The 25,060-nt window shown below is 57.2% G+C and carries 19 protein-coding genes and 1 tRNA gene; 15 read left to right on the forward strand and 5 right to left on the reverse strand.

The genetic code is table 11. The features are described 5' to 3' along the window. Position 1 precedes the first annotated feature (1 nt). Both H2O65_RS04930 and H2O65_RS04935 read left to right on the forward strand, forming a co-directional pair. The gene (locus H2O65_RS04930) at positions 2-772 is read left to right on the forward strand and encodes a G5 domain-containing protein (RefSeq protein ID WP_182142531.1); all 771 of its coding nucleotides are present in this window, start codon (positions 2-4) and stop codon (positions 770-772) included. A 109-nt stretch (positions 773-881) separates the two neighbouring features. Next, a tRNA-Leu gene (locus H2O65_RS04935) sits at positions 882-955 on the forward strand. A 347-nt stretch (positions 956-1,302) separates the two neighbouring features. Here H2O65_RS04935 and H2O65_RS04940 read toward each other — a convergent pair. Then, positions 1,303-1,992 (reverse strand): response regulator transcription factor, encoded by a 690-nt coding sequence (locus H2O65_RS04940; protein ID WP_182142532.1) that lies wholly within the window; start codon positions 1,990-1,992, stop codon positions 1,303-1,305. Next, complete coding sequence (locus H2O65_RS04945) at positions 1,989-2,657, reverse strand: hypothetical protein (RefSeq protein ID WP_182142533.1); 669 nt, start codon at positions 2,655-2,657, stop codon at positions 1,989-1,991. Before H2O65_RS04945 ends, H2O65_RS04940 begins: the two co-directional genes overlap by 4 nt. 954 nt (positions 2,658-3,611) lie before the next feature. On the opposite strand from H2O65_RS04945, the gene H2O65_RS10670 reads away from it, so the two are divergent. Genes H2O65_RS10670 through H2O65_RS04965 form a run of 4 tightly spaced genes read left to right on the forward strand, consistent with a single transcriptional unit; the run spans position 3,612 to position 8,114 of the window. Next, the gene (locus H2O65_RS10670; protein ID WP_398397256.1) at positions 3,612-4,025 is read left to right on the forward strand and encodes a peptidase inhibitor family I36 protein; all 414 of its coding nucleotides are present in this window, start codon (positions 3,612-3,614) and stop codon (positions 4,023-4,025) included. Positions 4,026-4,032: 7 nt separating this feature from the next. Beyond that, positions 4,033-4,944 carry a hypothetical protein gene (locus H2O65_RS04955; protein ID WP_182142535.1) on the forward strand — a complete coding sequence of 304 codons (912 nt, stop codon included), beginning with the start codon at positions 4,033-4,035 and terminating at the stop codon, positions 4,942-4,944. 3 nt (positions 4,945-4,947) lie between these two features. After that, positions 4,948-6,156 carry a hypothetical protein gene (locus H2O65_RS04960; RefSeq protein ID WP_182142536.1) on the forward strand — a complete coding sequence of 403 codons (1,209 nt, stop codon included), beginning with the start codon at positions 4,948-4,950 and terminating at the stop codon, positions 6,154-6,156. A 53-nt stretch (positions 6,157-6,209) separates the two neighbouring features. After that, positions 6,210-8,114, forward strand: a complete 1,905-nt coding sequence (locus H2O65_RS04965; RefSeq protein ID WP_182142537.1) for an ATP-binding cassette domain-containing protein — start codon at positions 6,210-6,212, stop codon at positions 8,112-8,114. Positions 8,115-8,380: 266 nt separating this feature from the next. Here the strand turns inward: H2O65_RS04965 and H2O65_RS10675 are convergent, their stop codons facing one another. Both H2O65_RS10675 and H2O65_RS04975 read right to left on the reverse strand, forming a co-directional pair. Beyond that, positions 8,381-8,605, reverse strand: a complete 225-nt coding sequence (locus H2O65_RS10675; RefSeq protein WP_182142538.1) for a hypothetical protein — start codon at positions 8,603-8,605, stop codon at positions 8,381-8,383. Between the two features lie 723 nt (positions 8,606-9,328). Beyond that, the gene (locus tag H2O65_RS04975; RefSeq protein WP_182142539.1) at positions 9,329-9,718 is read right to left on the reverse strand and encodes a DUF1801 domain-containing protein; all 390 of its coding nucleotides are present in this window, start codon (positions 9,716-9,718) and stop codon (positions 9,329-9,331) included. A gap of 401 nt (positions 9,719-10,119) precedes the next feature. On the opposite strand from H2O65_RS04975, the gene H2O65_RS04980 reads away from it, so the two are divergent. Further along, positions 10,120-10,713 carry an ANTAR domain-containing response regulator gene (locus H2O65_RS04980; RefSeq protein WP_182142540.1) on the forward strand — a complete coding sequence of 198 codons (594 nt, stop codon included), beginning with the start codon at positions 10,120-10,122 and terminating at the stop codon, positions 10,711-10,713. Here the strand turns inward: H2O65_RS04980 and H2O65_RS04985 are convergent, their stop codons facing one another. Beyond that, on the reverse strand, positions 10,714-11,181 hold the full coding sequence (locus H2O65_RS04985; protein ID WP_182142541.1) for a PaaI family thioesterase: 468 nt from the start codon (positions 11,179-11,181) through the stop codon (positions 10,714-10,716). 34 nt (positions 11,182-11,215) lie between these two features. Between H2O65_RS04985 and polA the strand changes: the two genes are divergently transcribed. The 8 genes from polA to H2O65_RS05025 all read left to right on the forward strand — a co-directional run bounded on the left by polA (position 11,216) and on the right by H2O65_RS05025 (position 25,051). Continuing rightward, on the forward strand, positions 11,216-13,966 hold the full coding sequence (polA, locus tag H2O65_RS04990) for a DNA polymerase I (protein WP_182142542.1): 2,751 nt from the start codon (positions 11,216-11,218) through the stop codon (positions 13,964-13,966). Between the two features lie 259 nt (positions 13,967-14,225). Continuing rightward, complete coding sequence (rpsA, locus tag H2O65_RS04995; RefSeq protein WP_182142543.1) at positions 14,226-15,683, forward strand: 30S ribosomal protein S1; 1,458 nt, start codon at positions 14,226-14,228, stop codon at positions 15,681-15,683. A 693-nt stretch (positions 15,684-16,376) separates the two neighbouring features. Beyond that, on the forward strand, positions 16,377-17,186 hold the full coding sequence (coaE, locus tag H2O65_RS05000) for a dephospho-CoA kinase (protein WP_182142544.1): 810 nt from the start codon (positions 16,377-16,379) through the stop codon (positions 17,184-17,186). A gap of 33 nt (positions 17,187-17,219) precedes the next feature. Next, positions 17,220-18,332, forward strand: coding sequence for a BMP family protein (locus tag H2O65_RS05005; protein ID WP_182142545.1), 1,113 nt, complete (start codon positions 17,220-17,222; stop codon positions 18,330-18,332). Next, entirely contained in the window at positions 18,319-20,406 is a 2,088-nt protein-coding gene (gene uvrB / locus H2O65_RS05010; protein WP_259349587.1) for an excinuclease ABC subunit UvrB, read from the forward strand. The genes H2O65_RS05005 and uvrB overlap by 14 nt, the downstream gene beginning before the upstream one ends. Positions 20,407-20,655: 249 nt before the next feature. Next, positions 20,656-21,666, forward strand: a complete 1,011-nt coding sequence (locus H2O65_RS05015; protein WP_182142546.1) for a TerC/Alx family metal homeostasis membrane protein — start codon at positions 20,656-20,658, stop codon at positions 21,664-21,666. Next, a complete protein-coding gene (locus H2O65_RS05020) occupies positions 21,663-24,236 on the forward strand; it encodes a cation-translocating P-type ATPase (protein ID WP_259349588.1) in 2,574 nt (857 codons plus the stop codon). The genes H2O65_RS05015 and H2O65_RS05020 overlap by 4 nt, the downstream gene beginning before the upstream one ends. Continuing rightward, positions 24,233-25,051, forward strand: coding sequence for an alpha/beta fold hydrolase (locus H2O65_RS05025; RefSeq protein ID WP_182142547.1), 819 nt, complete (start codon positions 24,233-24,235; stop codon positions 25,049-25,051). The genes H2O65_RS05020 and H2O65_RS05025 overlap by 4 nt, the downstream gene beginning before the upstream one ends. Positions 25,052-25,060 lie beyond the last annotated feature (9 nt).

Consider the following 25,060-nt stretch of genomic DNA (forward strand, 5'->3'; position numbering starts at 1 on the left):
TATGTCTAGCAAATCCACGCATGCCGTGAAACGTCGCATGACCGCAGGTGCAGTCGCACTGTCGTTACTCGCAACGCCCTCGTTGGCACTGGTTGCAAACGCAGCAACGATCACCGATCAGGATCGTAGTCAGTCTTCGTCGTCGTACCCGAAACTTTCTCTAATCACGTCGGTCCCGTTCTCCACCGTGGTGGTAGATGATCCCGAACTCCCACTTGATGTCGAGGTCGTGACTGAAGAAGGAACGCTGGGCGTCAAGCATGTTTACACGACCCCCGGATACTCTGAGACAGAGGTTGCGGTGCACCGCAGCATCGTCGTGCAGCAGCCCGTGGACCGGGTCATTCACCGCGGGACAGCGATTGAAGTTCCTGTAGCCACGGAGCCAGCGCCTGAGCCTGAACCCGAGCCTGTAGCAGAGACGGCGGACCGTTCGTCTGATCGGAGCAGCGACAGCAGCGCAGCCGCGGAAGTTGCGACGACACTATCAACTTCTGGCCAGTACTCCTTGAGTGACCTCATGTTCCAAGGCGTTATCAACTGGGGCGGTTATAAGTTCACCTACTACAGCCAGAGCGTACTGCCTGGTGGTGGACTCAGCATTCCAGGTCGCCACGTCAACGCGGGCGGTTTTGTCTCCGATGGTGACGGCTACATCGTCCTCGCCGGTTCCGCTCCAATGGGTACGGTCTACTCCACCCCGTTCGGTTGGCCTGGCAAGATCTACGACCGCGGGACCGTGGGCAACCACCTGGACGTTTACACCCAGTAGTAGCAACTGCAGTAAATCTGCTGAGCGTTAGAAGCGAGTTATGCATCACGGCCTTTGGGTCGTGATGGTCCTCAGGGATGCGCTATCCTTGTAGTCGCGCTAACGCAACGCCCCGATAGCCCAACTGGCAGAGGCGGTCGGCTCAAACCCGGCTTGTTGTGGGTTCGAATCCCACTCGGGGTACTCTAAACACCCCCTGACCTGCGTATATAGGTCAGGGGGTTTCGCACCTTTGGCACAGAGAGTCCAAGGAGAGTCTAAGGTGTGTTCTAAGGTTGAAGCCCCAATTCACGAAGGTGTGAAGGTTTGGCTGCTTGTTCCACAAGTAGAGCCTTGAGAAACACGCCCTGCGAAGCGGCCTCCCTTTGGTTCTACCAGGACGTGGTTCAGGTTTAGGCCCGGTGGGTTGGTTGATTTCCTAGGGCGCGATTTTGAGTGGTTGGTGGTGAGTATTTGAGATGTTTCGTGCTTGCCGAAGGGGAATCTGGTAAGAGCCAGGGCTCTTCTGCGGCGTTGACGCCGGTTAGGGGCTAGCGTCTGTACACCGCACGCGCAGCGCGGGAGGCCAGTTCCGCTCGGTTTTTGCATCCAGTGCGGCTCAAGAGATTGGAAACATAGCCTCTTACTGTGATGTCAGCAAGTCCAAGTCTGTCTGCGATGACCTTGTTGGGATGCCCCTTAATTAGCTCGTCGAGGACGTTCATCAGATGTTCTGGGAGTTGGTCAAGTCCTTGCCTGAAATCCAGCTCGGCTTTGCCTGGGTGATTACTGAAGAAGTCAACCAGGATCTCCATCGGGCGAGTGCCCATGACAAAGGTGCCTGCATGAATTTGCTTCAGACCATATGTCAAGGCGTCGAAAGGCATGTCTTTGGTGAGAAAACCTCTGGCACCAACAGATATTGCTCTATCGAGCGATCCTTCATGTTCGAAGTTCGTGTAAATAACGACTGTCACTTCTGGGAGGAGCTTCCTGATTCGCCTGGTTGTTTCGATGCCATCGAGCCCCGGCATGTCCACGTCTATTAGCGCCATGTCGACTTGTACGTCAGTGAGTGCCTGCAACGCACCGACTCCTGAGTCAACTGCTTTCACTAGAGAGAAATCAGGATGTCCCTCGAACAGTTCTGCAAGGGCTTCTAGTACGACCTCGTCATCATCGACCAGAATCAGCCGCAAACGCTCGGGAGCTGGCTTGGGTCCCTCGTTGGACGTGGTCATAAGATGTCCGCTCCGTCCGCAGCCAACGGAAGATAGAGTGTGAGAACCCAACGCTTTCCAGCAACCCAGTAGTACAGATCGCCACCCAATCTTGACAGTTCAGCAGAGAGGCTCGTCAAACCTAGACCTCCCGAAAGCGGGCCGGGGTTAACTGTGGAATCACCCAGGTCATTTGAGATGACAACTGATACCAAGCCGTCCTCCATACTCGACAAAATAGTTGCTGTAGTTCCTTGGGGAGCGAACTTGAGGATGTTCGTGGTTGCTTCTAGTAGTGCCACGTTTAGAGTTGACTGGGCGGCGTTGCTGAGTTTTGCACGCTTGAGAGCAGCTATGTCGACATGCAGCCTGATTCGTCTCGACGCGAGAAGTGCTTGGCACTCTTCAAGTACATGAGTGAGTGTCTTGCCATCACCAACTCTGCTAGTGGGGAATGAGTCACCAAGCTCACGAACCTTACTCATGGCGTCTAAGGAGAGATCCTGGATTCGCGAAAATCTCGGGTACTCATCGGAGCCTTCATTTGCCGCGCGGCTGAGAAGCGCAATTCCCACCAAGTCTCTCATCACGGAGTTGTGAAGGTAGACCGCAAGTTCCTTGGAAACGGTCTCGAGAGTAACTTCTGCTTGCGCACGATATCGTTCAGAACGCTGACGTTCGCGCATTATTCGTGTAGCTGAGTGCCGCAGTAAGAAACCCACCGGCACGGCGAATGCAGTACCCGTGGCGACGGCTACCGCTGATGCTGCTGGGGTGCCCGAAAAGATGATTTCGGTCGCGCCCGTTAGCACTAAGGCGACCACACTGGCCGCCAGCCAACCTTTGGATATCCAGAGTGCTACCACCGCATATAACCCAAGTGTTGGAAAGGCTACAGGAACCCCAACTAGATAAATGGCGGTGCTGATAGTGACAAAGAAAAGCCCCCCCGAAAAGGGGAACCAACCAGTTAATAACACGGCAGCACACATTGCAGCAGAGCATGCGAGAGTTGTTATAGAAGCTCGCTCACCGGTTGCATTGCTCCAGGATGAGAACTCGCCTGCGAAGAGAACTAAGCCGATTGAAGCGTAAATGGCCGCTTGGGCAAGAGAGGTCCTGGGGCGTTGTGGTTCAACGGAACCAGCTGGATTTGCCATTGCAGGCGCCTTTCGGTGGTCTTCGTGCCTCAGATCCCGATCTCACAGTTGCCTCTACCTCTTGCACTCGCCCAAGTTGGGGAAGAGAACGCAGTGCCAAGGCCATGCAAGTGGCGCCATTGATTCAGATATGAGCGAATGGTTGGGTTGTGGGTCTGCTGGCTCAAAACTACTCTGGTTTGCCATCAGGAAGAGAGCTAATGCAACAAGACCCCTAATACTCTTGTTCACGATTCTCTTTGCTCCCTCACGGAGTATCCAACGCACACGCCTAAGTTGATCCCTCGGTCAAGCATAACATCGGCGATCAATATTACTCTATATTTCACGGCATGCGAATTTCCTGCAAATAGAGCGTCGGATACCAACAAATGTAGGTACACAAGACACTGGATACCGATATCCTCGAACCGATCGATGGCCGTCATAACGTGATCACAAAGAATATGAAGGAGACTCAGCGTGAGAAAAAATAACAGGATGCTCGGAGTGTTGGCTACAGGTTTCCTACTGGCAGGGCTTGGATCGGTGACACAGGCCCCCGAGAGCCATGCAGCCTCCAGCCACTGCCCAACTGCTTATGCGTGCATTTGGAAAGACAAGGACTACTCTACTTCTGGTAGCGGAAACGGATGGGTTGCGTTTCAGTACAGCATCGTCAACTACAGCGGCTGGTACTACAATGGGTTCGCTCACACGGGCTCGTACTCAGCTGATAACTCGGCAACCTCTATTTTTAATCAAGGTGTTACAAGCACCGCGTGCTGGTACAAGCTAGCAAACTACAGTGGTTCGCAGACGTGCATGACCCGAGGCTCTGGTAGGAACAATCTCGCAACCTCTGTGAGCCCCATCGGGTTCAACGATGTTATTTCATCAGGACGATTTGTTTAGGAATACTGTGAACTTTTCCAAGTCTCGTGGCGGTCGTCGCTCGGTAGCGATTGTTATTTGCTTGGCGGCGGCCGCCGTAGCGGGCTGTTCCAATGGCGCTGCTGCGCCCGGTCAGGTCGATGTTTTGGTTGAGCAGGACATAGCGTCGTGGGCGTTGCCTTCTGATGCTTACGCGCCGCCGAATGTTCGCCTGGAATCGTATGCGGTTGATTTGAAGGCACGAGATTGTGTGGAGGAACTCGGTGTCACATACCGGGTTCCCCGGTTTGATCCAGCTGGCCCGCTTCCCGCAACTTCGAATGGTGCCTCGAGGAGGTTGTTCAACGAAGATATAGCGTCGAAGTTTGGCTATCGAGAGGACTTGGATCCCCGCGTGGATTGGGAGGGACGCAGGCTTGCTGATGAAGACCAGTCTCTGCTTGGAGACCACGCCGTGTATGAGCAGTGGATTGGCTGTCAAGATACGGCAATCACTGAGTTGGGTGGAGACCCTAAGTCGACACTAAGGCAGTACGGGTTTCCTGTGGATGCTGCTGATAGTGACCCTGCTGTAGTTGAGGCCGCTGGGCTGTGGCGCGAGTGCATGGCACCCCTGGGTATTGTGGATCTGCCTCCAGACGCGACACCTGAGATGGGTGTCGCGGTGACTCACCTGTTTGCAGACTGGGGGTTGAACGCGGACGTTCCGCCCTGGGAAATAGGGGACCCAAGCGCCGCTGAGATAGCGGTTGCGACCCACGACGCGCAGTGCCGCACGTCTTCGGGCTGGACCGAGGCGCGGTACCAGGCAGAATGGAATGCAGAGCTGGACTACCTGACCAAGAACTACCGGGACCTGGAGGCACAACGAACGCACAATCAGGCGCAGCAGGAGGTATTCTTGGCAACAATCCGCGGCGTTGCAAACGGGGAAGGTTAGTCTTTGACCAACATGACTGCTAAGTCGCAAAGTACGTCCCGAATCGTTATCGGACTGATCTGCGCTGTAGCTGCGATCGCCCTAGTCGCCGGCACTTGGTTTGTGGCGCAGTACTTCCAGTCACCCGCCCAGCGGGAGGCCTCTGCGGAACCGCCACCGCCGGGGCCAGTGGTGGTTGCTGTCAAACGTGGGGATTTGCTAGAGAACACAACGACAATGGCGCGGGCCGTGAAGGAAGAGGCCGCAGCTATCGCCATCCCCTTGGGGGCGGAAACGGAGATTGTGACCGGCCTAGGCACTAGGATTGGTGACTCTTTGGCCCCTGGGGCAGTGGTGACATGGGTCAACGGTAGGCCTATTTTCGCGATTGTTGGCGCTTTTCCTCTGTACCGCAACCTGGTGCTTGGGGACTCGGGCCCTGATATGGAGATGTTGCAGGAGGCGCTTAACGGGCTTGGGTGCGACATTGCAGTGGATGGCTCATTTGGTGGTGCAACGGCTGCGTGTGTGACCAGCCTCTATCGAAACGTTGCTTCCGAACCGTCGATGAGGACGGTGGAGACGGCCCCGGAGGCTTCGGCTAGCGTCGCGGGTGCTGCTGATCTGGTGCAGCCTATCCCGCCAAAGCAAGAGATTCAAATCCGAAGTGCGGACTTCCTGGTTTTTCCTTCTCTCCCGAAGCAGGTCGTTTCGGTGCCTCCGATTGGCACTAAGTTGTCAACTGAGAACGCGAAGGTTGATGTGGCCGGGTTAGGGATTTCCTTGGAGGCTGAGGTTCCCGGATCAGTCGCATCTGGTTTGTCCGTCGGAATGACGGCGGAGGCGACCGGTGAGGGCGAAGTCTTTCCCGTGAGAATCTTGGCGATCAACCCTGTAACTGGTGAGGATTCCTCAGACGCGGACTCGACCCAGGCAAGCCAAGCGCCAAGCGTTGTCGTTGTGTTTGAGCCGGTGGGTGGACAGCTGCCTGAAGCGTGGGCAGGGCAACAAGTTTTGGTGACACTCAACTTATCTGAGCCAATTACAGATACCTTGTTGGTTCCTCAACGAGCAGTCGCGGCTGGCTCTGATGGACGTACCTCTGTCTTGGTTCAAACAAGTGGTGGAGGGTTCGAGCAGGTTGCTGTTGAGGAACTGGGTTGCACTCAGGGAATGTGCGCGATTGAAGGGGCAGGATTGGAAGAGGGCTCTTTAGTCCGGGTTGATCGCTAATGGTTGCCTTGTCACTTCGGGGCGTGTCCAAATCCTATCCCGGAGACGTTCCTGTGCATGCCTTAAGGTCCGTTGACCTTGACATTAAGCAAGGTGACTACATTGCGATTGAAGGTCCGTCTGGGTCCGGTAAGTCAACTCTCTTAAATCAAATCACATTGCTTGATATTCCAACAACGGGTAGTTACCAGATTCGTGGGACTGACATGGCTGGCAGGAGTGATAACTTCCGGGCAGAAGTACGTTCGGCGCAGTTTGCCTTTATCTTCCAGTCATTCCACCTCCTAGCAGGCAGGACCGTTTTAGAAAACGTTGCGTTGGGAAGCCTCTATCGGGGCCTGCGGATGTCCCAGCGTGAAGATGCTGCGGTCGAGGCACTCCAGTTCGTGGGGCTTGGTGAGAAGTTGGACAAGCGCACCGAAAATCTGTCGGGTGGGGAGCGGCAGAGGGTCGCAATTGCGAGGGCGATTGCCTCGGGGACCCCGGTGATAGTGGCCGATGAACCCACCGGGAACCTGGATACGGTCAGCGGTCGGCAGGTCATGGAAACCTTAGAGCGTCTCAACGAGGGCGGATCCACCCTGGTCGTCGTTACCCACGATAAGGAGGTTGCCGCCCGGGCCAAGCGGCGTTTGTGGGTTCAAGATGGCAAAGTAACCGAAGTCGACGTGGGTTCTGCGGCATCTCAGCTGCCACCGCAAAAGTTGCGAACATCCCCGATGACACGAGGGCGTGATTCGCGGATTCGCTTCATCGACGCGATCTTGGACGCCTGGAGAGGGATGTGGGCATTCCCGAGAAAGACCGTGGCACTAATCATGGCCGTCGCATTGGGTGTGGGATTAGGACTGACTACCCTGGGACTCTCACAAACAGCGCGTTTTCAAGTATCAGACCTTTTCGACGCACAACGGAACCAACGCGTGGCACTATCTTCCCCAGAACTAGAGCCGGGGACGTTTGTTGATGCGGAAGCCACGGCAGAGGTGTCCTTACAACGTCTGAGAGACCTGCGCGGAGTTGAATCCGCGCAGGTGTACGTCATGCACGATGAGAAGCCCGTGACGTCACGGCCAGGGGTATCTGTGGAGCTAGTGCGCGGCTCGCCCATAATTGGTGTTGTCGGCGGTGAGCTCTTCGCCGCGGGAGTCGAGACGGGATCCGGTGACGGGCAGAGTGAAGCCCAATCCACACAGATGGACTCAGAATTGTCTAGACTAGTTGCCGTGGGTTCGGGTGATGTCGTCCTCGGATCACAACTTGCATCTTCCTTGGAAATAGGCCCCCTGCTGGCGTCACCCACCGTTTGGGTCGACGGACACCCACGACGAGTGGTTGGCATTCTCACTGACTCTGGATTGCAGGTGGGTCTACTGGAAGCCTTAATCACAAGTGAAGAGGACGCCGCCCAAATCTCTCGTCCCAGCTACGCCAACGCAGAAGTGCGGGTTCTGCCAGGGGCAGCGAAGCAAGTCGCAGAACAAGGTCCGTTGGCATGGATACCATCTGCCCCAGAGTTGGTTACTGTTGATGCGCCGCCAGACCCAAGCACCATGCGTGAAGTAATCGAGACCAACATGGGGACCATGCTCGCCGTTCTCACCGGGGTGGCGCTTCTAGCCGCAGTTCTATCACTGACGAACGCGATGACGACTGCAGTGCTCCAGAGAACAGGTGAGTTCGGACTTCGTCGAGCCATTGGTGCCCGCCGCATACACATACGCAGCCTTGTTCTAACAGAAGCCTTGTTCATCGGGGCAGCAGGCGGGCTACTGGGTGCGTATCTCAGCCTTCTGGTGATACTGGCGGTGACGATTGTGCAGTCGTGGCAACCTGTAATCAGTCCGCTTGCAATCCCGACAGGGGTACTCGGCGGTATTTTGGTTGGACTATTGGGCGGGCTCATAGCCACTGGTCGTGCCGCCCGAATAGAACCACACGACGCACTTCGCGTCTAGCCACGACTCGGTTCAGGTTTGGGCCCGGTGGGCTGGAGGATCGACTCGGCCTGGGTGTTGTTCTGCTTGTTATGCGTGGGCTAATGCCCAGGCGGGACGGGCGTGGATTAGCCGAGCCTTGTAAAGGCCGTTCACGGTCTCCGCGAGGGCATTATCATAGGAATCTCCGCGGCTCCCAACTGAGGCGGCGATGCAGTGATCGGCCAGGAAAACTGGCGCTGTTTGGAAGATCTCGTTGGCTCTTCGCAGCTCAGCGTTTTCCCGTTTCAAAGGGGCAGTTCTTGGATCTCAACAGTGGTGACACCAGGTCTGATGCCAGCGTCAACTTGAGCCTTCATGCACAACCGTCGCAATGTTTCAGTAGCGACCCCAAGCCGGGGAACGCCTTCTCTCATCACGACGCACTGAGACGGACCATCCTCTTCATAAAGCCGGTCCGTGACCATGCGAACAAAACGATCCTTAAATGACTGCAGATAATTCTTTGGCATATTCCAATCCCCTCAAAGGACGGAACTAAACCCGGGCCGCTTCAGGGGACTTGGGCGTAATCTTGGTGTCACTGCCTGGCAACGGAAATGTGTTGTGGGTGCGAAAGTGTCTAAGGCGCAGTCTAAGGTTGGTCATCCTTAGTCATTATTGGTCAGTCTATGTCATCTAAGTTCTGGTAATATCTGCTGGTAGAACGTGGTTTATTCGTGTTTGTGCAGGTCAGCGGATTGTATGTTTTAGTCCGGCTTGTTGTGGGTTCGAATCCCACTCGGGGTACTTTTAGATATCCCGGTCATCGTTCCGACGGTGGCTCGGGATTTCTTGTCGTGGGGCTTCTTGCTCGAGTCCAAGCCCGGATCTTGGTGTGGCTGGCGCCTGAGTTGGCGCTTGGGACCACTTAGTGGCGCTGGGGACCATCGCGTGCGTTGGCACAGAGTGGTCCCTGACCCTTTGCCTTGGTCCCTCGCCTCGGGTCTGCTGCTGATGTCGGCATGGTTTGCGGTCAAGGTCGCCGATGTCGGCATGGTTTGCGGTCAAGGTCGCCGAAGTCAACGTGGGTCGCTGTTGTTGGGGCGGATTATCGGCGACCCATGCAGACAACGGCGACCTTGCGACTGGCGTGTTCTGTCAAGTTTTAGTCGGTCTTGTTGCAGACGTGAGACAACCAGCTACAACCCCTCTTGCGAGGAGCCGCCAAGGCCGCAGCGAGCTCTACAGACCGCCTACTGAGGGGCGGGATCCGAGAGCACGATCAGTTGCCTTAGTGCATCCATGTCTACAGACGACAACCGGGTCAGATACAGGCAAACCTTGCTGGACCGGTGTTTGCCAAGCCTCATAGCTAGATCAGGCCATCGTGTCTCGAAGTCCTGCGCCAAGTACACGGTGTGGTTAGACGGTCCCGGAGCAAAGGCAAATCGGGGTGCAACTCCCGAGTGACCACTGGGGTAGGTGTACAGGTACTCGCCAAAACCGATGATTCGGCCCGCCCAAACCACAGGTTCCTCACCGCTCACCTCGCGGAACAGATCAAGCAGATCCTGGACCTCGGCGCGTCGTGGACCGGTGGAGCGGTTGAGCACATCCTCAAGGGGAGTGTCTGTGGGTCGCATTGCTGGTTCTTTACCCATATTGTCCCGATCAGTTGGAGTCGCGCATGCACGCTTATGGCTCTTCTGTGTGTCAGAGTAGCTCGAGTTCATAGCTGAGCTGCGTGCTGAGGCCGAGCGCTGGCACCTTGAAACAGGCTGGCACCTTGCCAGCAGCCGTGTCCACATCGGTCACCGTGTAGGGAAGTCCCGTGAGCACCACGCGACCTCCAGGTGGGATGTCGAGCGGGGGAGTCGTGCCTCACGAGTTCCAACAAATACACGGCCTGCCGCGCCGAACCGGGCGGGGATACGGTAGCACGGGTAGCCGGCGCTCCCATTTAGCACTGTGACTTGCTTGTTATGGCCAACCCCGGGGTCGCGGACTGTAGGATTAGGCCAAACAGACTAGAGGGAAGACATCCATGAGCAAAACTGATTCCGCTGCAAAGCGCGTTCTTGTCGCAGAAGATGAGACGCTGATTCGCCTTGACATTGTTGAGACGCTGACCGCAGCAGGTTATGACGTCGTAGGTGAGGCGGCTGATGGTCAAGAGGCGATCGACCTTGCTGTGGAGCTGGAGCCTGACGTCTGCGTCCTCGACGTGAAAATGCCCAAGGTAGAGGGCATAACGGCTGCCGAGGAAATCCTCAAGGAGATTCCCACCGCCATCGTCATGCTGACGGCATTCTCCCAGAAGGAACTGGTGCAACGTGCAGCCGAGGTCGGTGCGATGGCCTACGTTACGAAGCCTTTTGGCCCCTCGGACTTGATTCCTGCCGTGGAGATCGCGCTGTCCCGCAAGGCGCAGATCGACGCGCTTGAGGCCGATGTCGCTGACCTGACCGAACGGTTTGAGACTCGCAAGCGTGTTGATCGCGCCAAGGGCCTGCTGATTGACCGGATGGATATGACGGAGCCAGAGGCATTCCGCTGGATTCAGAAGACCTCAATGGACCGTCGCCTGTCGATGCGTGAGGTGGCGGACGCGGTCATAGATCAGGTGGCCGGCGACTAGTCAGAAAGTAGCTTCAACAATCATGTTGGAAACGAGGGCGGTTGCGATCAACCGTCCTCGTTCATCATGAACGGCCACTTTGTAAACTGCGCGCCGACGACCCAGCAGGGTAGCTTCCGCGGTGGCGGTGACGTTTCCTTCGGAGGTCGGCCGGAGGTGGCTTACAGAGATGTCGGTTCCGACCGCAACTTTCCCCTGTTTCCACGCGCGGGCATTTGCGGCTGCTGAGGCCGCATTTTCACAGAGCGCTGCTGTCGCACCACCGTGGAGGAAGCCGACAACCTGGGTGTTGCCGCGAACCGGCATGGTGAAAACCGCCTTCTCAGGAGACACCCACACCGCGGCAATCCCCAGCTTTTGTGCGAGGGCGTTAGCCACCGAGCGTGGTTCCTCTTCGGGTGGCAACGCGGACGTCTGCATTGCTTCGGCGTGTTCGGCTCTATCGGGCCCATTGTCTTCTTCAGCCATGGAACTTACTCTAGTGCGGCCTTAGGCTGGGGGAGTGAGCGAAAAACTTCTTGTCATCGACGGCCACTCAATGGCGTTCCGCGCCTTCTTCGCCCTACCCGCGGAGTCCTTTACCGCGGCTGGCGGGCAGCACACCAACGCGGTGTACGGCTTCTTATCCATGCTGGTGAAGCTCCTCGACACGGAGAAACCGGACCGGATTGCCGTTGCGTTTGACGCGTCCAGGGAGTCCTTCCGCACGGAGATTTACCCGGAATACAAGGGAACCCGCGACAGCTCACCACCCGAGTTTGAGGGGCAGGTGCAGCTAATCGAGGCGGTCCTCGACAAGATGGGCGTCAAGACCATCACCGTCCCCGACTTCGAGGCGGACGACGTGCTCGCTACCTTGGCGACAGAGGGCAAGGCGCGCGGGATGGACGTCCTTATCGCTTCGGGGGACCGCGATACCTTCCAGCTTGTCAACGACAAGGTCACTGTTCTCTATCCGGGTCGGTCAACCTCAGATCTGAACTACATGACACCCGAGGCTGTTGAAGCCAAGTATGCGGTGACCCCGGCGCGATACCCGGAACTGGCTGCACTGGTGGGGGAGACCTCGGATAATCTGCCGGGTATCCCCGGTGTGGGGCCTAAGACTGCAGCGCAGTGGCTCAACAAATTCGATGGGTTGGATTCGCTTCTGTCGAGGGCGGCTGAGGTCGGTGGAAAGAGGGGTGAGGCTCTCCGTGAGCACGTCGAGGACGTGCGGCGCAACCGGCGTCTCAACGCCCTCGTTACCGATATGTCGCTAGGTTTGACACCCGAACAATGCAACGTTGATGAACCCGACCTTGGCGGTCTAGGGGCACTGTTTGACACTCTCGAGTTCGGGCAGCTTCGAGGACGAATCCTCAAGGCAATGGCGCCGCTTTGGGGTGGGGCCGAGGGAGACCTCGGCACGGCTACGGGTCCTGAAGGAGAGACTACTCTGGAAGAGGAGGGTGTCGGGGCTCTATTGCTTCCCGATGAGGTTGTGGTGATCTCTTCGGAGTCTGATTTGGAGGACGTGCTCGGAGAGTTGGCGGAGCGGGACGTGGCGCTGTGGGGGACGGGGCGGCTTGCTCCGACCGATGCACGATTGGACCTCTTGGCCCTTGCCACTGCTGACACGGTGATCGTTGTGGACTCGGCGGACCTTTCGCCCTCGTCTGACCTGGCGATTGCAGAGTTTCTGCGTACCCACACGCGCCTCATCGTTCATGGCGGTAAAGCCTTGGCACACGGATTGGCGGCGCAGGGGTGGGAGCTTTCCCAACCCTGTTTCGATACCGAACTTGCCGCCTACCTCTGCAACCCCAACCAGCGCGATTACGGTCTGCCGCAGACTTCTCAGATCTATTTGGGTGCGGCTGAAGTCACCGAGGACGACGGCGCAATGTTCAGCGTTGATGAAGCTCGCGGGGGTGCGGAGATTGATTCCGAGGGCGCAACCCCCAGCCAAAACGCAGCCGCACTCAATGCGGTGACAGTCTTGGCGTTGCACCGTCCCCTGGAGAAGTTGCTGGATGAACGCGAGGCACTACGCCTGCTCGTCGACATTGAGATTCCCACGTCAATGATCCTTTTCGACATGGAGTTCTCCGGGGTCGCCGTTGATTCCTCCGTCCTCGAGGTCCTGCGCAAGGAGTACTTCGAGCAGGCTGAGCGTGCTACAGCCGACGCGTATGAAGCTATCGGGCACGAGGTGAATCTGGGAAGCCCCAAGCAACTGCAGGTCGTGTTGTTTGATGAGCTCGGAATGCCCAAGACCCGCAAGACCCGCACGGGCTACACGACAGATGCCGGCGCCCTGCAGGATCTCTTTGTGAAGACGGGGCATCCATTCCTAGAGGCACTGCTTCGTCACCGGGACCGTATCAAACTGGTGCAGACCATTGACGGCCTCCTCTCTGAGATCCAGTCCGATGGGCGGATTCACTCGACCTTCAGCCAGGTGGCGTCCGCAACCGGGCGTTTGGCGTCCTCGGACCCGAACCTGCAGAATATCCCGGCTAGAACTGAGTCTGGTCTGCGGATCCGTGAAGCATTTGTTGCGGGGGCGCAGTTCGAAGAACTTATGAGCGTGGACTACTCACAGATTGAAATGCGCATTATGGCCCACCTTTCCGGGGACCAGGATCTAATAGCGGCGTTCAACTCCGGGGAAGATCTTCACAAGACCATGGCGTCGCTCGTATTCGGGGTTCCGCTCGAGGAGGTAGACACAGAATTACGTAATCGCATCAAGGCGACCTCGTACGGGTTGGCCTACGGTTTGTCGCCGTTTGGTCTCTCAAAGCAACTCGGTGTCTCTGTTGGAGAAGCGAAGGACCTGCATCGAGACTATTTCGTGAGGTTTGCACGCATCGGCCAGTACTTGCGTGAGGTCGTTGAGCAGGCACGTATCGACGGATACACCCAGACGATGTTCGGGAGGCGTCGCTACTTCCCGGAGCTGGAATCTGAGGTGCGGCAGGTCCGCGACATGGCAGAGAGGGCCGCGTTGAATGCGCCGATCCAGGGGAGCGCTGCGGACATCTTTAAGATTGCGATGATTGCGGTTCAGGCCGCGCTGCTAGAGGGTGATTTCGCGTCACGAATGGTGCTGCAGGTTCACGATGAGTTGCTGTTGGAAATTGCGCCCGGGGAAACCGAGCGGATTCGGAACCTCGTTACTGACGCAATGGGTGGGGCCGTCGCAATGTCGGTTCCCCTGGACGTGGCAGTGGGAGAGGGCAGGTCATGGAGGGCTGCGGCTCACTAGTACTCTCACGTGCCGCTAGAGCACTAGGTGGCGTGGTGAACCTTGTGAGAGCGTGGCTCACGTCACCAACCCCGGGAATTCGGGTGATTTTGTGAGCGAACCGTTATCACGCGGGCTTTAGCGGGGGCAAGCGTGGCTGATAAACTTACCTAGTGCCATGTGCGACGCAGCATTGTGGGGACATGTTCCCTGGCGAAGTACATGGCAGTGTTCTGTCCGCATTTCAATTGAAAACGTCCGTTTCGGAGTAAACAACTACATGACCAATCCTTCCACCCCAGCCGCCGCAGGCACCCCCATCGTCGCTATCAATGACATTGGGACTGAAGAAGAACTTCTCGCCGCGATTGACGCGACGATCAAAAACTTTGACGATGGCGACATCGTTGAAGGCACCGTGGTCAAGGTCGATCGGGACGAAGTCCTACTCGACATTGGCTATAAGACCGAAGGTGTCATCCTGGCTCGGGAACTCTCGATCAAGCACGACATTGACCCTGATGAGGTCGTGTCGGTAGGCGATCAGATTGAGGCTCTTGTTCTTCAGAAGGAAGACAAAGAAGGACGCCTGCTCCTCTCCAAGAAGCGCGCACAGTACGAACGTGCGTGGGGCGAAATTGAGAAGGTCAAGGAAGATGACGGCGTCGTCTCCGGTACCGTTATTGAGGTCGTCAAGGGCGGTCTTATTCTTGATATCGGTCTGCGTGGCTTCCTCCCAGCGTCGCTGGTTGAGATGCGTCGCGTCCGTGAGCTCGGCCCGTACATCGGTCGTCAGCTCGACGCCAAGATCATCGAACTCGATAAGAACCGCAACAACGTGGTTCTCTCCCGTCGTGCGTGGCTGGAGCAGAGCCAGTCTGAGGTTCGCTCCAACTTCCTTAACACTCTCCAGAAGGGTCAGGTGCGCCGCGGCGTCATCTCTTCGATCGTCAACTTTGGTGCGTTCGTGGACCTTGGTGGCGTAGACGGCCTCGTCCACGTTTCCGAACTGTCCTGGAAGCACATTGACCACCCGGCTGAGGTTGTCGAGGTCGGTCAGCCAGTTGAGGTTGAGGTTCTTGAGGTCGACATGGATCGCGAGCGCGTTTCCCTGTCCCTGAAGGCAACGCAGGAAGATCCGTGGCAGGCATTTGCCCGTCAGCACGCGATCGGCCAGGTCGTTCCCGGTCAGGTCACCAAGCTGGTTCCGTTCGGCGCGTTCGTTCGTGTCGAGGACGGCATCGAAGGCCTCGTCCACATCTCAGAGCTGGCACAGCGTCACGTTGAGGTCCCGGATCAGGTCGTCAAGGTTGGCTCCGATGTGTTCGTCAAGGTTATTGACATTGACCTCGAGCGTCGCCGCATCTCCCTGTCGCTGAAGCAGGCTAACGAGGGTATGGATCCCGAATCTGAAGAGTTCGATCCTTCGCTCTACGGCATGGCCGCGGAATACGATGAGAATGGCAACTACAAGTACCCAGAGGGCTTCGATCCTGAGACACAGGAATGGATGGAAGGCTTCGAGGCGCAGCGTGAGGCTTGGGAAGCTCAGTACGCAGAGGCACAGGCACGCTGGGAAGCACACCGTGCACAGGTAGCTGCCTCCGCAGTTGAGGATGCGGCTGAAGAAGATGCAGAGGTCGCGGTTGCCGTGGCAGCACCTGAGGATTTGGGTGGCACTCTCGCTTCTGATGAGGCACTTGCTGCATTGCGCGACAAGCTAACAAGCACAAACTAGGTTTTGGGGAGGCCTGGGCGGCAGTTCAGAAACTGACGGTTTCGAGCTGACGGCCCAAGGCTGCCGCAGACTTTCTGTAGGGGCGTCACCATTGCGTGGCGCCCCTACTGCTTGTTAAGGAGACGAGGGGTGCGCCACGTTCTGGCTGGCAGCCCCCAACGTTCCGGCCGGTGGCCCCCGATAGTCCTCATGTCCTGGCCGGTAGCCCCCACGTTTTGGCCAGTAGCCCCCACGTTTTGGCCAGTAGCCCCCACATTATGGCCAGAAATGCCCACGTTCAGGCCGATTGCCTCGAAATGTATACGTAGGGGCGAAATGTTTGCATGGGGTACGTACCCCAGAGTCAGATCGGTTCCCCACGTATACATTTCAGGTAAGGAGAGGGCTGGAGTGTTTGTGGGTGGTGTCTGGAGCGTCTGCGACGGCTGGTGACCGTCGTTTTGTGGCAGCTGAGGTGATGGTGCTGGCGGCGTGTCCGGTCTGCGACGGTCAGTGGCACGTTACGGAGCCGGATACGACATGCCGAGCCAGCAGGGCTCGAGCCAGTGAGACATCACGCTGTTATAGAAGCCAGGCTGGCTCGCTGTGGCTGGGCTGGCTCGCTACGGCCATCCGAGAAGGGTGAAGTTTATGCCTCGCAAGACGACTAAAGTGGCGCAAGTCAAGATGCGCTTGGTGCTCTAGAATCACACCATGCTTGATGACACCCCGGTTCAGCCAGATGGATCAGTCGTGGTTGAGCCAGATGGATCAGCCGTGGTTGAGCAAGAGGGACTAGGTGTGGTTCAGTCCGTTGGTTCAGGTGTGGTTCAATCGGAAGAATCAATCGACACGCTCCAAGTGGGAGGCGCAAATGCGCGCCTTCTTCGAGCTTGGAGCCGACCGACTGGGAGGGCATTGTATGTTGGTCTTTCCGGAGGCATTGGCTCGGGAAAGTCGACAGTGGCGACCGTTTGGGAGTCCCTGGGAGCGGTGGTCTTCTCCGCTGATGAGATTGCACGCGAGGTTGTTGAGCCCGGTACCTTCGGGCTTGCGGAGATAGTTGAACGGTTCGGTACAGGGGTCCTCAATGTCGATGGGAGTTTGGACCGAGCTGCCCTCGGCGCCGTCGTGTTCTCTTCGCGTGAGGCCCGAGAGGACCTTGAGCGCATTACGCACCCGCGGATCGCGCAGCGCGTGCATGAGCGCAGGAGCCAGGTGAGTCCGAGTTCCATCGTGGTCTACGACGTACCGTTGCTTGTCGAAAGCAACATGGTCGACGAGTTTGACTGTGTCGTAATGGTTCATGCTCGCCTAGCTGAGAGGATCTCTCGTCTAGAGCAGCGGGGTCTTGACCGGACGGGCGCCGTGAGTCGCATAGACGCACAGGTGGGCGATGAAGAGCGTCTCGAAGTGGCTAACATTTCGATTGCGAACCACGGGAGCCATTCGGAGATGTCGGAGCTAGCGTCTAGAGTGTTTGACACATGGTTGGCAGGACACAACCTCAGCAGTTACCCATAAACCTTGCTACATTCCGCCGAAAGGTAGACGAAGATGAGAACTCCCCGTTTAGCAGCAGCCCTTTCTGGCCTTGCTGCAGTAGCCCTTGCGGCAACAGCCTGCGGCAGTGCTCCCGAATCTGGGACGGAAAGTGGTGCTGAGGGTGGCACCCAATCCGAGGGCGCGACCCCCAGTGGAGATGCCAGTGATTTTAAGGCCTGCATGGTTGCCGCCGTGGGCGGACTTGATGACAAGTCTTTCAATCAGTCCGGCTATGAAGGTCTGAAGCGGGCTGAAAAGGAGCTCGGGGTGCAGATTGCCGTATCGGAGACCTTCTCAGACGCTGACTATGTCCCCCAGATTGGCAACATGGTATCCGAAGGATGCGACCTCGTTTTCGGCGTCTCTTGGGAGGCAAGTGAGGCTGTTCACACAGCAGCTGCTTCGCACCCGGACGTACATTTCGCACTCGTCGATGATGTTGCTGACGCTGAAGTAGAGAATGTGAAGGGACTTGTTTTCAACACCGCTGAAGCAACCTACTTGGCGGGATACGCGGCGGCAGCAATGACTACCTCCGGAAAGGTAGGAACCTTCTTGGGTGGGAAGATGCCGCCGACTATGCTCTTTGCTGATGGGTTTGCGGACGGTGTGGACAAGTACAACGAAGTAAACGGCGCAGACGTCGAGCTTCTTGGCTGGAACAAGTCCGAACAGGATGGAATGGCGACCGGCGATTTTGAAGATATTTCGCGCGGTAAGCAGTTTGCAGCCCAACTCATCGAGCAGGGTGCCGACATCGTGATGCCGGTTGCAGGTGTCGTCTCAACAGGAGCTTTGGCAGCTGCAAGTGAGGTTCCGGGCACCTCCATTATTTGGGTCGATGTTGACGGCTACTACTCGGAGCCCGACTATGCGTCACTCATGTTGACTTCAGTGCTGAAAGAGGTCGGCAACGCAGTTTACGACACTGTTGCAGAGGCCGTGAGCGGCCAGTGGACCGGCCAGGATTACATCGGTACTCTCGCTAACGATGGTGTCGGCTTGGCCCCTTGGCACGATTTTGAGGACAGAGTCCCTGAGGAACTGAACAACGCACTGGGTGCGCTCCGGGAGCAAATCATCAGCGGAGAAATTGTGGTGGAGTCGCCTAGTGCCCCCCACTAGCAAGCTGATCCTGCCCCAGCAGGCGCCGTTTGAAGTTATCTCGGAGTACTCGCCGTCTGGCGACCAGCCTCAAGCTATCCGAGAGATGGTCAAACGGATCAATGATGGTGAGCAGGACATCGTCCTGCTGGGGGCAACCGGAACAGGCAAATCAGCCACAACTGCGTGGCTGATTGAGCAGATTCAGCGTCCCGCATTGGTGATGGCACCTAACAAGACGCTTGCAGCTCAGCTGGCGTCAGAGTTCCGCTCGCTAATGCCCAACAATGCGATTGAGTACTTCGTTTCCTACTACGACTATTACCAGCCTGAAGCATACGTGCCGCAGACTGACACCTTCATTGAAAAGGACTCTTCAATAAATGAGGAGGTGGAAAGGCTGCGCCACTCTGCGACAAATTCGCTTCTGACCCGCCGCGATACCGTGGTGGTTTCTTCTGTGTCCTGCATCTATGGGCTGGGAACGCCAGAAGAGTATGTCAAGAGAATGATTCGCCTGGATGTTGGTGACACGATCTCTCGTGATGATCTGTTGCGCTCATTTGTGGCAATGCAGTACACGCGCAACGACATGGCTTTCACGCGGGGAACATTCCGGGTTCGCGGGGACACGATAGAGATCATTCCTGTGTATGAAGAACTTGCGATCCGTATCGAACTGTTTGGGGATGAAGTCGACAACCTTGCCGTTCTGCACCCGCTCACCGGTGACGTGATTCGGGAGACGGACACCATCCATGTTTTCCCTGCCAGTCACTACGTTGCTAGTGATGAGCGGATGGCGCGCGCGATCAAAACCATCGAGGAGGAAATGGAAGAGCGGGTCGCATGGTTTGAGAAGCGCGGCAAGCTACTCGAAGCGCAACGCCTGCGGATGCGAACGACCTATGACTTGGAAATGATGCGGGAAATTGGCTCGTGCGCGGGCATTGAGAACTATTCCCGACACATTGACGGACGGCCAGAAGGCTCGGCACCCCACACCCTGTTGGACTTTTTCCCCGATGACTTCGTCCTCATCATCGATGAGTCCCACGTGACAGTGCCTCAGATCGGAGCCATGTACGAGGGCGACGTGGCACGAAAACGAACCCTGGTGGAACACGGGTTCCGACTTCCTTCAGCCATTGATAACCGCCCCCTTAAATGGGACGAGTTTGTTGAGCGAATCGGCCAGACTGTGTACCTTTCTGCGACGCCAGGACCGTACGAGTCAGCAAAGGATCCTGACCCGGTAGAGCAGATCATCAGGCCAACCGGCCTCGTCGACCCGAAGGTTGTTGTCAAACCGACGGAGGGGCAGATTGATGACCTTCTTGAAGAGATTCGCGTGCGAGTTGAGAAGAACGAACGCGTTCTCGTCACTACGCTCACCAAGAAGATGGCAGAGGATCTGACAGTCTACTTTGCCGAGCGTGGGGTTCGGGTGGAGTACTTGCACTCAGATGTTGATACCCTCCGTAGGGTCGAACTGCTCCGGGAGTTGCGTCAGGGCAAATTCGACGTTCTGGTGGGCATTAACCTGCTGCGTGAGGGCTTGGACTTACCTGAGGTTTCACTTGTGGCAATCCTCGACGCTGACAAAGAGGGCTTCCTGCGGTCGACGCGCTCCCTAATCCAGACAATCGGGCGTGCTGCCCGAAATGTCTCCGGTGAAGTTCACATGTATGCGGATCGCATTACCGATTCAATGCGCGCAGCTTTGGACGAAACAGAGAGGCGCCGAAACAAGCAGATTGCCTACAACGAAGAGCATGGGATTGACCCCCAGCCGATTCGTAAGAAAATCGCTGATGTTACCGACATGCTGGCGCGTGAAGAAATCGATACGGAAGAACTTCTTGCCGGGGGCTACAGAAAGACTTCTCAAGGATCGGAACCGTCTAGAGCGGCAGGTGGCGACCTGAAGAGTTCCTATCCTCGGGCTGAAACTGACCTTGTGGACCTGATCGAAGACCTCACAAAGCAGATGAAGGGGGCGGCTGCTGAGCTGAACTTTGAGGTTGCTGCTCGGCTCCGTGATGAGATTTCAGATTTGCGTCAAGAGCTGCGGGGAATGCGTGCGGCCGGGTAAAGGAGCTGTGCGGCATGCGCGCAGCTGGCTAGAGGAGCTGCGGAACATGTCTCGTTTTGCTTCCACGGTTCACAAACGAGGTGGAGTCTTCGTTAGCATTGCCAGTTGAGGGGAGTAATCCACCAAGTCACCGTCGTCATCACGGCCCGGAGCTGAAGGTCTTCAGCACGGCCCGGCGCTGACACCTCTGGCCGCAACCGGAGGTGGGTAAGACCTCAGTGTTTTGACGCTGCAACCCTCGGAGGAAAATTGGAAGTCCATCTTCTATCCTGGATCGTTCTCGCTGCCATCATCATTGTGCTCATCACGGTGGACATTGTTGGCCACGTGCGCACCCCCCATGCCCCGACCATCAAAGAGAGCGCGTGGTGGTCGGTCGCCTATGTTGCCCTCGCTTTAGTCTTTGGTGTGTTCGTTTGGTTGGTGTATGGGCCTACTTTCGCGGGCCAATACATAGCTGGTTGGGCGACAGAAAAGGCCTTGTCGATCGACAACCTCTTCGTGTTTGTCATCATCATGTCCAGTTTCCGTGTTCCAAGGCAGTTCCAACAAAAGGCCCTGCTCTCAGGGATCATCATCGCCCTGGTTCTCCGTCTGGTGTTTATCCTTGTGGGCGCCGCGATCATCGAACGTTTTTCGTGGGTTTTCTACCTCTTTGGTGTCTGGCTTCTCTACACTGCATACACCCAGATCAAAGCCGGTACTGAGACTATAGGTGGCGAAGAGGAAGACGAGGAGTACCACGAAACACGCCTGACTCGTCTTGTCCGCAAGTTCGTTCCTGTAACCGATGGCTTCCGTGGTCAGCGTTTCCTGTACCGCCACGGTGGCAAGACTTTCATTACGCCACTCCTGCTGGTTGTGGTGGCTCTTGGTTCGGCTGACATCATGTTCGCCCTCGACTCCATTCCAGCCATCTTCGGGCTAACTTCCGAACCCTACCTAGTATTCGCAGCCAACGCGTTTGCGTTGCTTGGGCTACGCCAGCTCTACTTCCTCATCGATGGTCTACTGCGACGCCTCGTCTACCTTCACTGGGGCCTTGCCATCATTCTGGGATTCATCGGCGTCAAACTGATTCTTCACGCTATGCATGAGAACACTTTGTCCTTCATAAACGGGGGAGAGCCCTTCAATGTGCCTGACATTGGCATTGCAGTGTCGCTAGGTGTGATCATCGGGACGATCACCATCACTGTTATCGCATCGCTTATTGCGAGCCGACACATGGCCAAGGGGAGTCCGGAAGGACAGCGTTGAGTACAGTACAGCCGGGTAGATCATCGACGCCGACGATCGACCAAAGTGAGAATCCCCGCCAAGGCAAAAGTGCAGGGAATGGTTCTAGCGCGTTCGGAATGCTCTCCGAGGACGAGCTGGCACAGTTTCAAGACGGACTAACGCAGGATGAAGTTGACCGGCGCCGCGCCCGCGGTGAGTCGAACGAAGTCGATGATTCGACCTCCCGTCCCGTCAGCGCAATTCTGCGTTCTAACCTCTTCACCATTTTTAACGGAATACTGTTCGTCTGCGTCGCCGCGGTGTTGGCGCTGGGGGACTGGCGCGATGCAGTCTTTGGTTTCGTCCTCGTCTTCAACCTTGCGATCGGCGTTTTTTCTGAGCTCCGCTCTAAGAAGGCCTTAGATTCGCTAGCCGTCCTCCAAGCGCCAACCTCAGAGGCCCTGCGTGACGGAACATGGGTAGAAGTTGATAATGCCCATCTGGTGACCCACGACGTCATACGCTTGAAGTTAGGCGACCAGATTCCTGCCGATGGTCAGGCGCTCGAGGTCAAGGGCCTAGAGATCGACGAATCTGCCCTGACAGGTGAATCGCGTTCGGTGCGTAAGAACCGCGCGGATGCCATGATGTCAGGCACCGCAGTTGTTGCGGGTACTGGCAAGATGCTAGTCGAGGTGATCGGCGCGGATGCATGGGCGCAAAAGATCACGGCAGAGGCCCGGAAATTCTCTAAGGTTCATTCAGAGATTCAAGACTCGATCAACAGGATTCTCAAGTGGATCACGATCGTTCTACCGTGGATTATTGCCCTGCTTCTCTGGTCCCAAATGCGCGCCGGGGACAACTCGTGGCGCACCGCCATAATCTTTACAGTTGCGGGCGTCGTGGGAATGATTCCACAGGGACTGGTCCTGCTTACTTCGATGAACTTCGGGCTGGCGGCAGCCATCCTGGCCAGGAGGGGAGTTCTGATCCAGGAGTTGCCGGCCGTGGAGGTCCTGGCTCGCGTTGACGTTCTATGTTTGGACAAGACTGGCACGTTAACCACCGGTGACATTCGAGGTCGAGAGATCATCCCGAACCCAGGGAGATCCGCACAAACACTGACACTTCCCGAGGGGAACTGCTCTTTCGATGCTGCCTCACGCGCGATTCTTGCAGCCATGGTCGCAGACGAAGCGAACGCGACGGCGGTAGCGGTAGCGCAGCTGGTTCCTGACAGGGCCCTGCCTTTCACAGACTCTGCTCACCTGACACCATTTAGTTCTGTTCGCAAATGGTCCGCCCTCGAGTTCACTGACGGTGCAAAAGCCGAGGAGGGAACGGACCCCAAGGGGACGGGCGGCACTAGTTCGCAGCCTCTGCCACAGACATGGGTGATGGGCGCACCTGAAATTCTGCTCGCAAACGCCGCGGGGGACACCGCATGGGCGAAGGATGCAGTCGCCCAAGCCGGTGACGCAGGGTGTCGGTCAGTGTGCCTGTCTTTCTCGATGGAAGCATTGGTCGAGGAAGTCCTCCCACAGGACCTCACGCCCGCCCTCGTCGCAATCCTTGAGGAGGACGTGCGTCCTGACGCCAAGGAGACTCTGGACTACTTCAGGCAGCAGGGAGTGACCATCAAGGTGATCTCAGGCGATGCCCCGAAGACCGTCACCTCGATAGCCTCCGACTTAGGTTTGCAACACGAGGGCGGCTCAGATCTGGTCGCACTTGATGCGCGAACCCTTTCCGAGGTCGGGACCCCCGAGTTCGAGGCAGCAGCACTTGAAACGGACGTTTTTGGGCGCGTCACGCCGGAACAGAAGCGCGGCCTCGTCCACGCCCTCCAACACGCCGGCCATACGGTTGCGATGACTGGTGACGGGGTCAATGACGCCCTCGCACTCAAGGACGCTGACCTTGGAATTGCCATGGGGAACGCGGCACCGGCCACAAAAGCGGTCTCGCGACTGGTTCTGGTCAACGGCAAGTTCAGCGATCTGCCAGGGGTGGTAGCTGAGGGGCGCAGAATTATCGCCAACATGGAGAGGGTCTCGGCGCTGTTCCTTTCCAAGACCACGTATGCCATGCTCCTAGCTGTTGTGGTTGCGATCTTTGGATGGTCATACCCGTTCCTGCCGCGGCAACTCACATACATCAGTGCCTTCACCATTGGGACCCCCGCTTTCTTCTTGGCATTAGGGCCCAACGGGCGACGCTACCGGCCCGGGTTCTTGAGGCGCACCCTGCTGGTTGCGGTCCCCACCGGCGTGATTCTTGCCGCTGCGACGCTGACTTCTTACCTAACACTTGGGCAGGGCACCGAACTGGGGCAGACCGCCGCAACCATCTCCCTGATGATTGGCGCAATGGCCCTGCTGATCATTCTGGCAAGGCCGTGGAACTGGCGCAGGATCACCCTTGTGGTCCTCATGATTTCGGGAGCTATTGTAGGGATGCTGGTCCCAGTGGTCCGGGACTTCTTTGCTTTGGCACCGCCGACTGGACATGGCTGGCGGACAATCTTGCTTGCGGGTGGTGTGGCGGCAATACTGATTGTCAGTAGTTACGTGATCACGTCCAGGTGGAGGGATGCAGAGAAGTGAAACGACTTGCGACACCATCTTCACCCTTGGCACTTTACGCCGCGAACCGTGCAGCTGAGCATCTGACCTTCGGGGAGGGAGAGGCCCCACTCGTCCTCGGGCACGCTCTGGGTTCCAGCCGGGAAATGTGGGATCAAGTCCTGCAACTCCTGCGTGAAGAGCTGCCGGTGATCCTCTGGGAGCAGCCGGGCCATGGTGAGTCGGGTCTGCTGAGCGTCGATGATCCCAGCGCGCAAGACATCGCAGCCGCTCTCAACAGCGCACTGATCGACCTGGGAATCACGGAAGCACATATTGCCGGTCTCTCCCTTGGGGGCATGGTGTCTCTGGCCTACGCGGAGGAGTACCCGGAGGACACTTTGAGCCTGGGGATTCTCGGCTCTGGTCCCGCGCTCCCACCCGCCCAGAACTGGTTGGACCGAGCACATCTTGTTGAGCAAAACGGCCTGTCGGGATTGGTCGACGGGACGATGGAACGCTGGTTTACCCCGGGATTTAATGAGGGTAGTGGCCGGACACATGTGGCGAAGATCCGCGATATCTTCTTAGAGACCGATCCCGCTGGCTATGCGCAGTGCTGCAGGGTTTTAGCCAACACGGATCTCTCCACGGGCGTTGACTTGGTGTCCGCGCCCGCCCTCGTGCTAACTGGTGAGGATGACCAGGGGACACCTCCGTCGGCGGCACTGCAACTGGCCACAGATCTTGCGTCGCCGTTGCCAGTGGTGATCGTGGAGGATGCGAGGCACCTTACCGCCGTCGAACAACCAGGGCCGGTCGCAAACGCGCTTGAGAGTATGGTTGCGACCGTCTAGGACTTTGGC

Origin of the sequence: Schaalia sp. JY-X169, from assembly GCF_014069575.1 — a bacterium.
Classification (GTDB): domain Bacteria; phylum Actinomycetota; class Actinomycetes; order Actinomycetales; family Actinomycetaceae; genus Scrofimicrobium.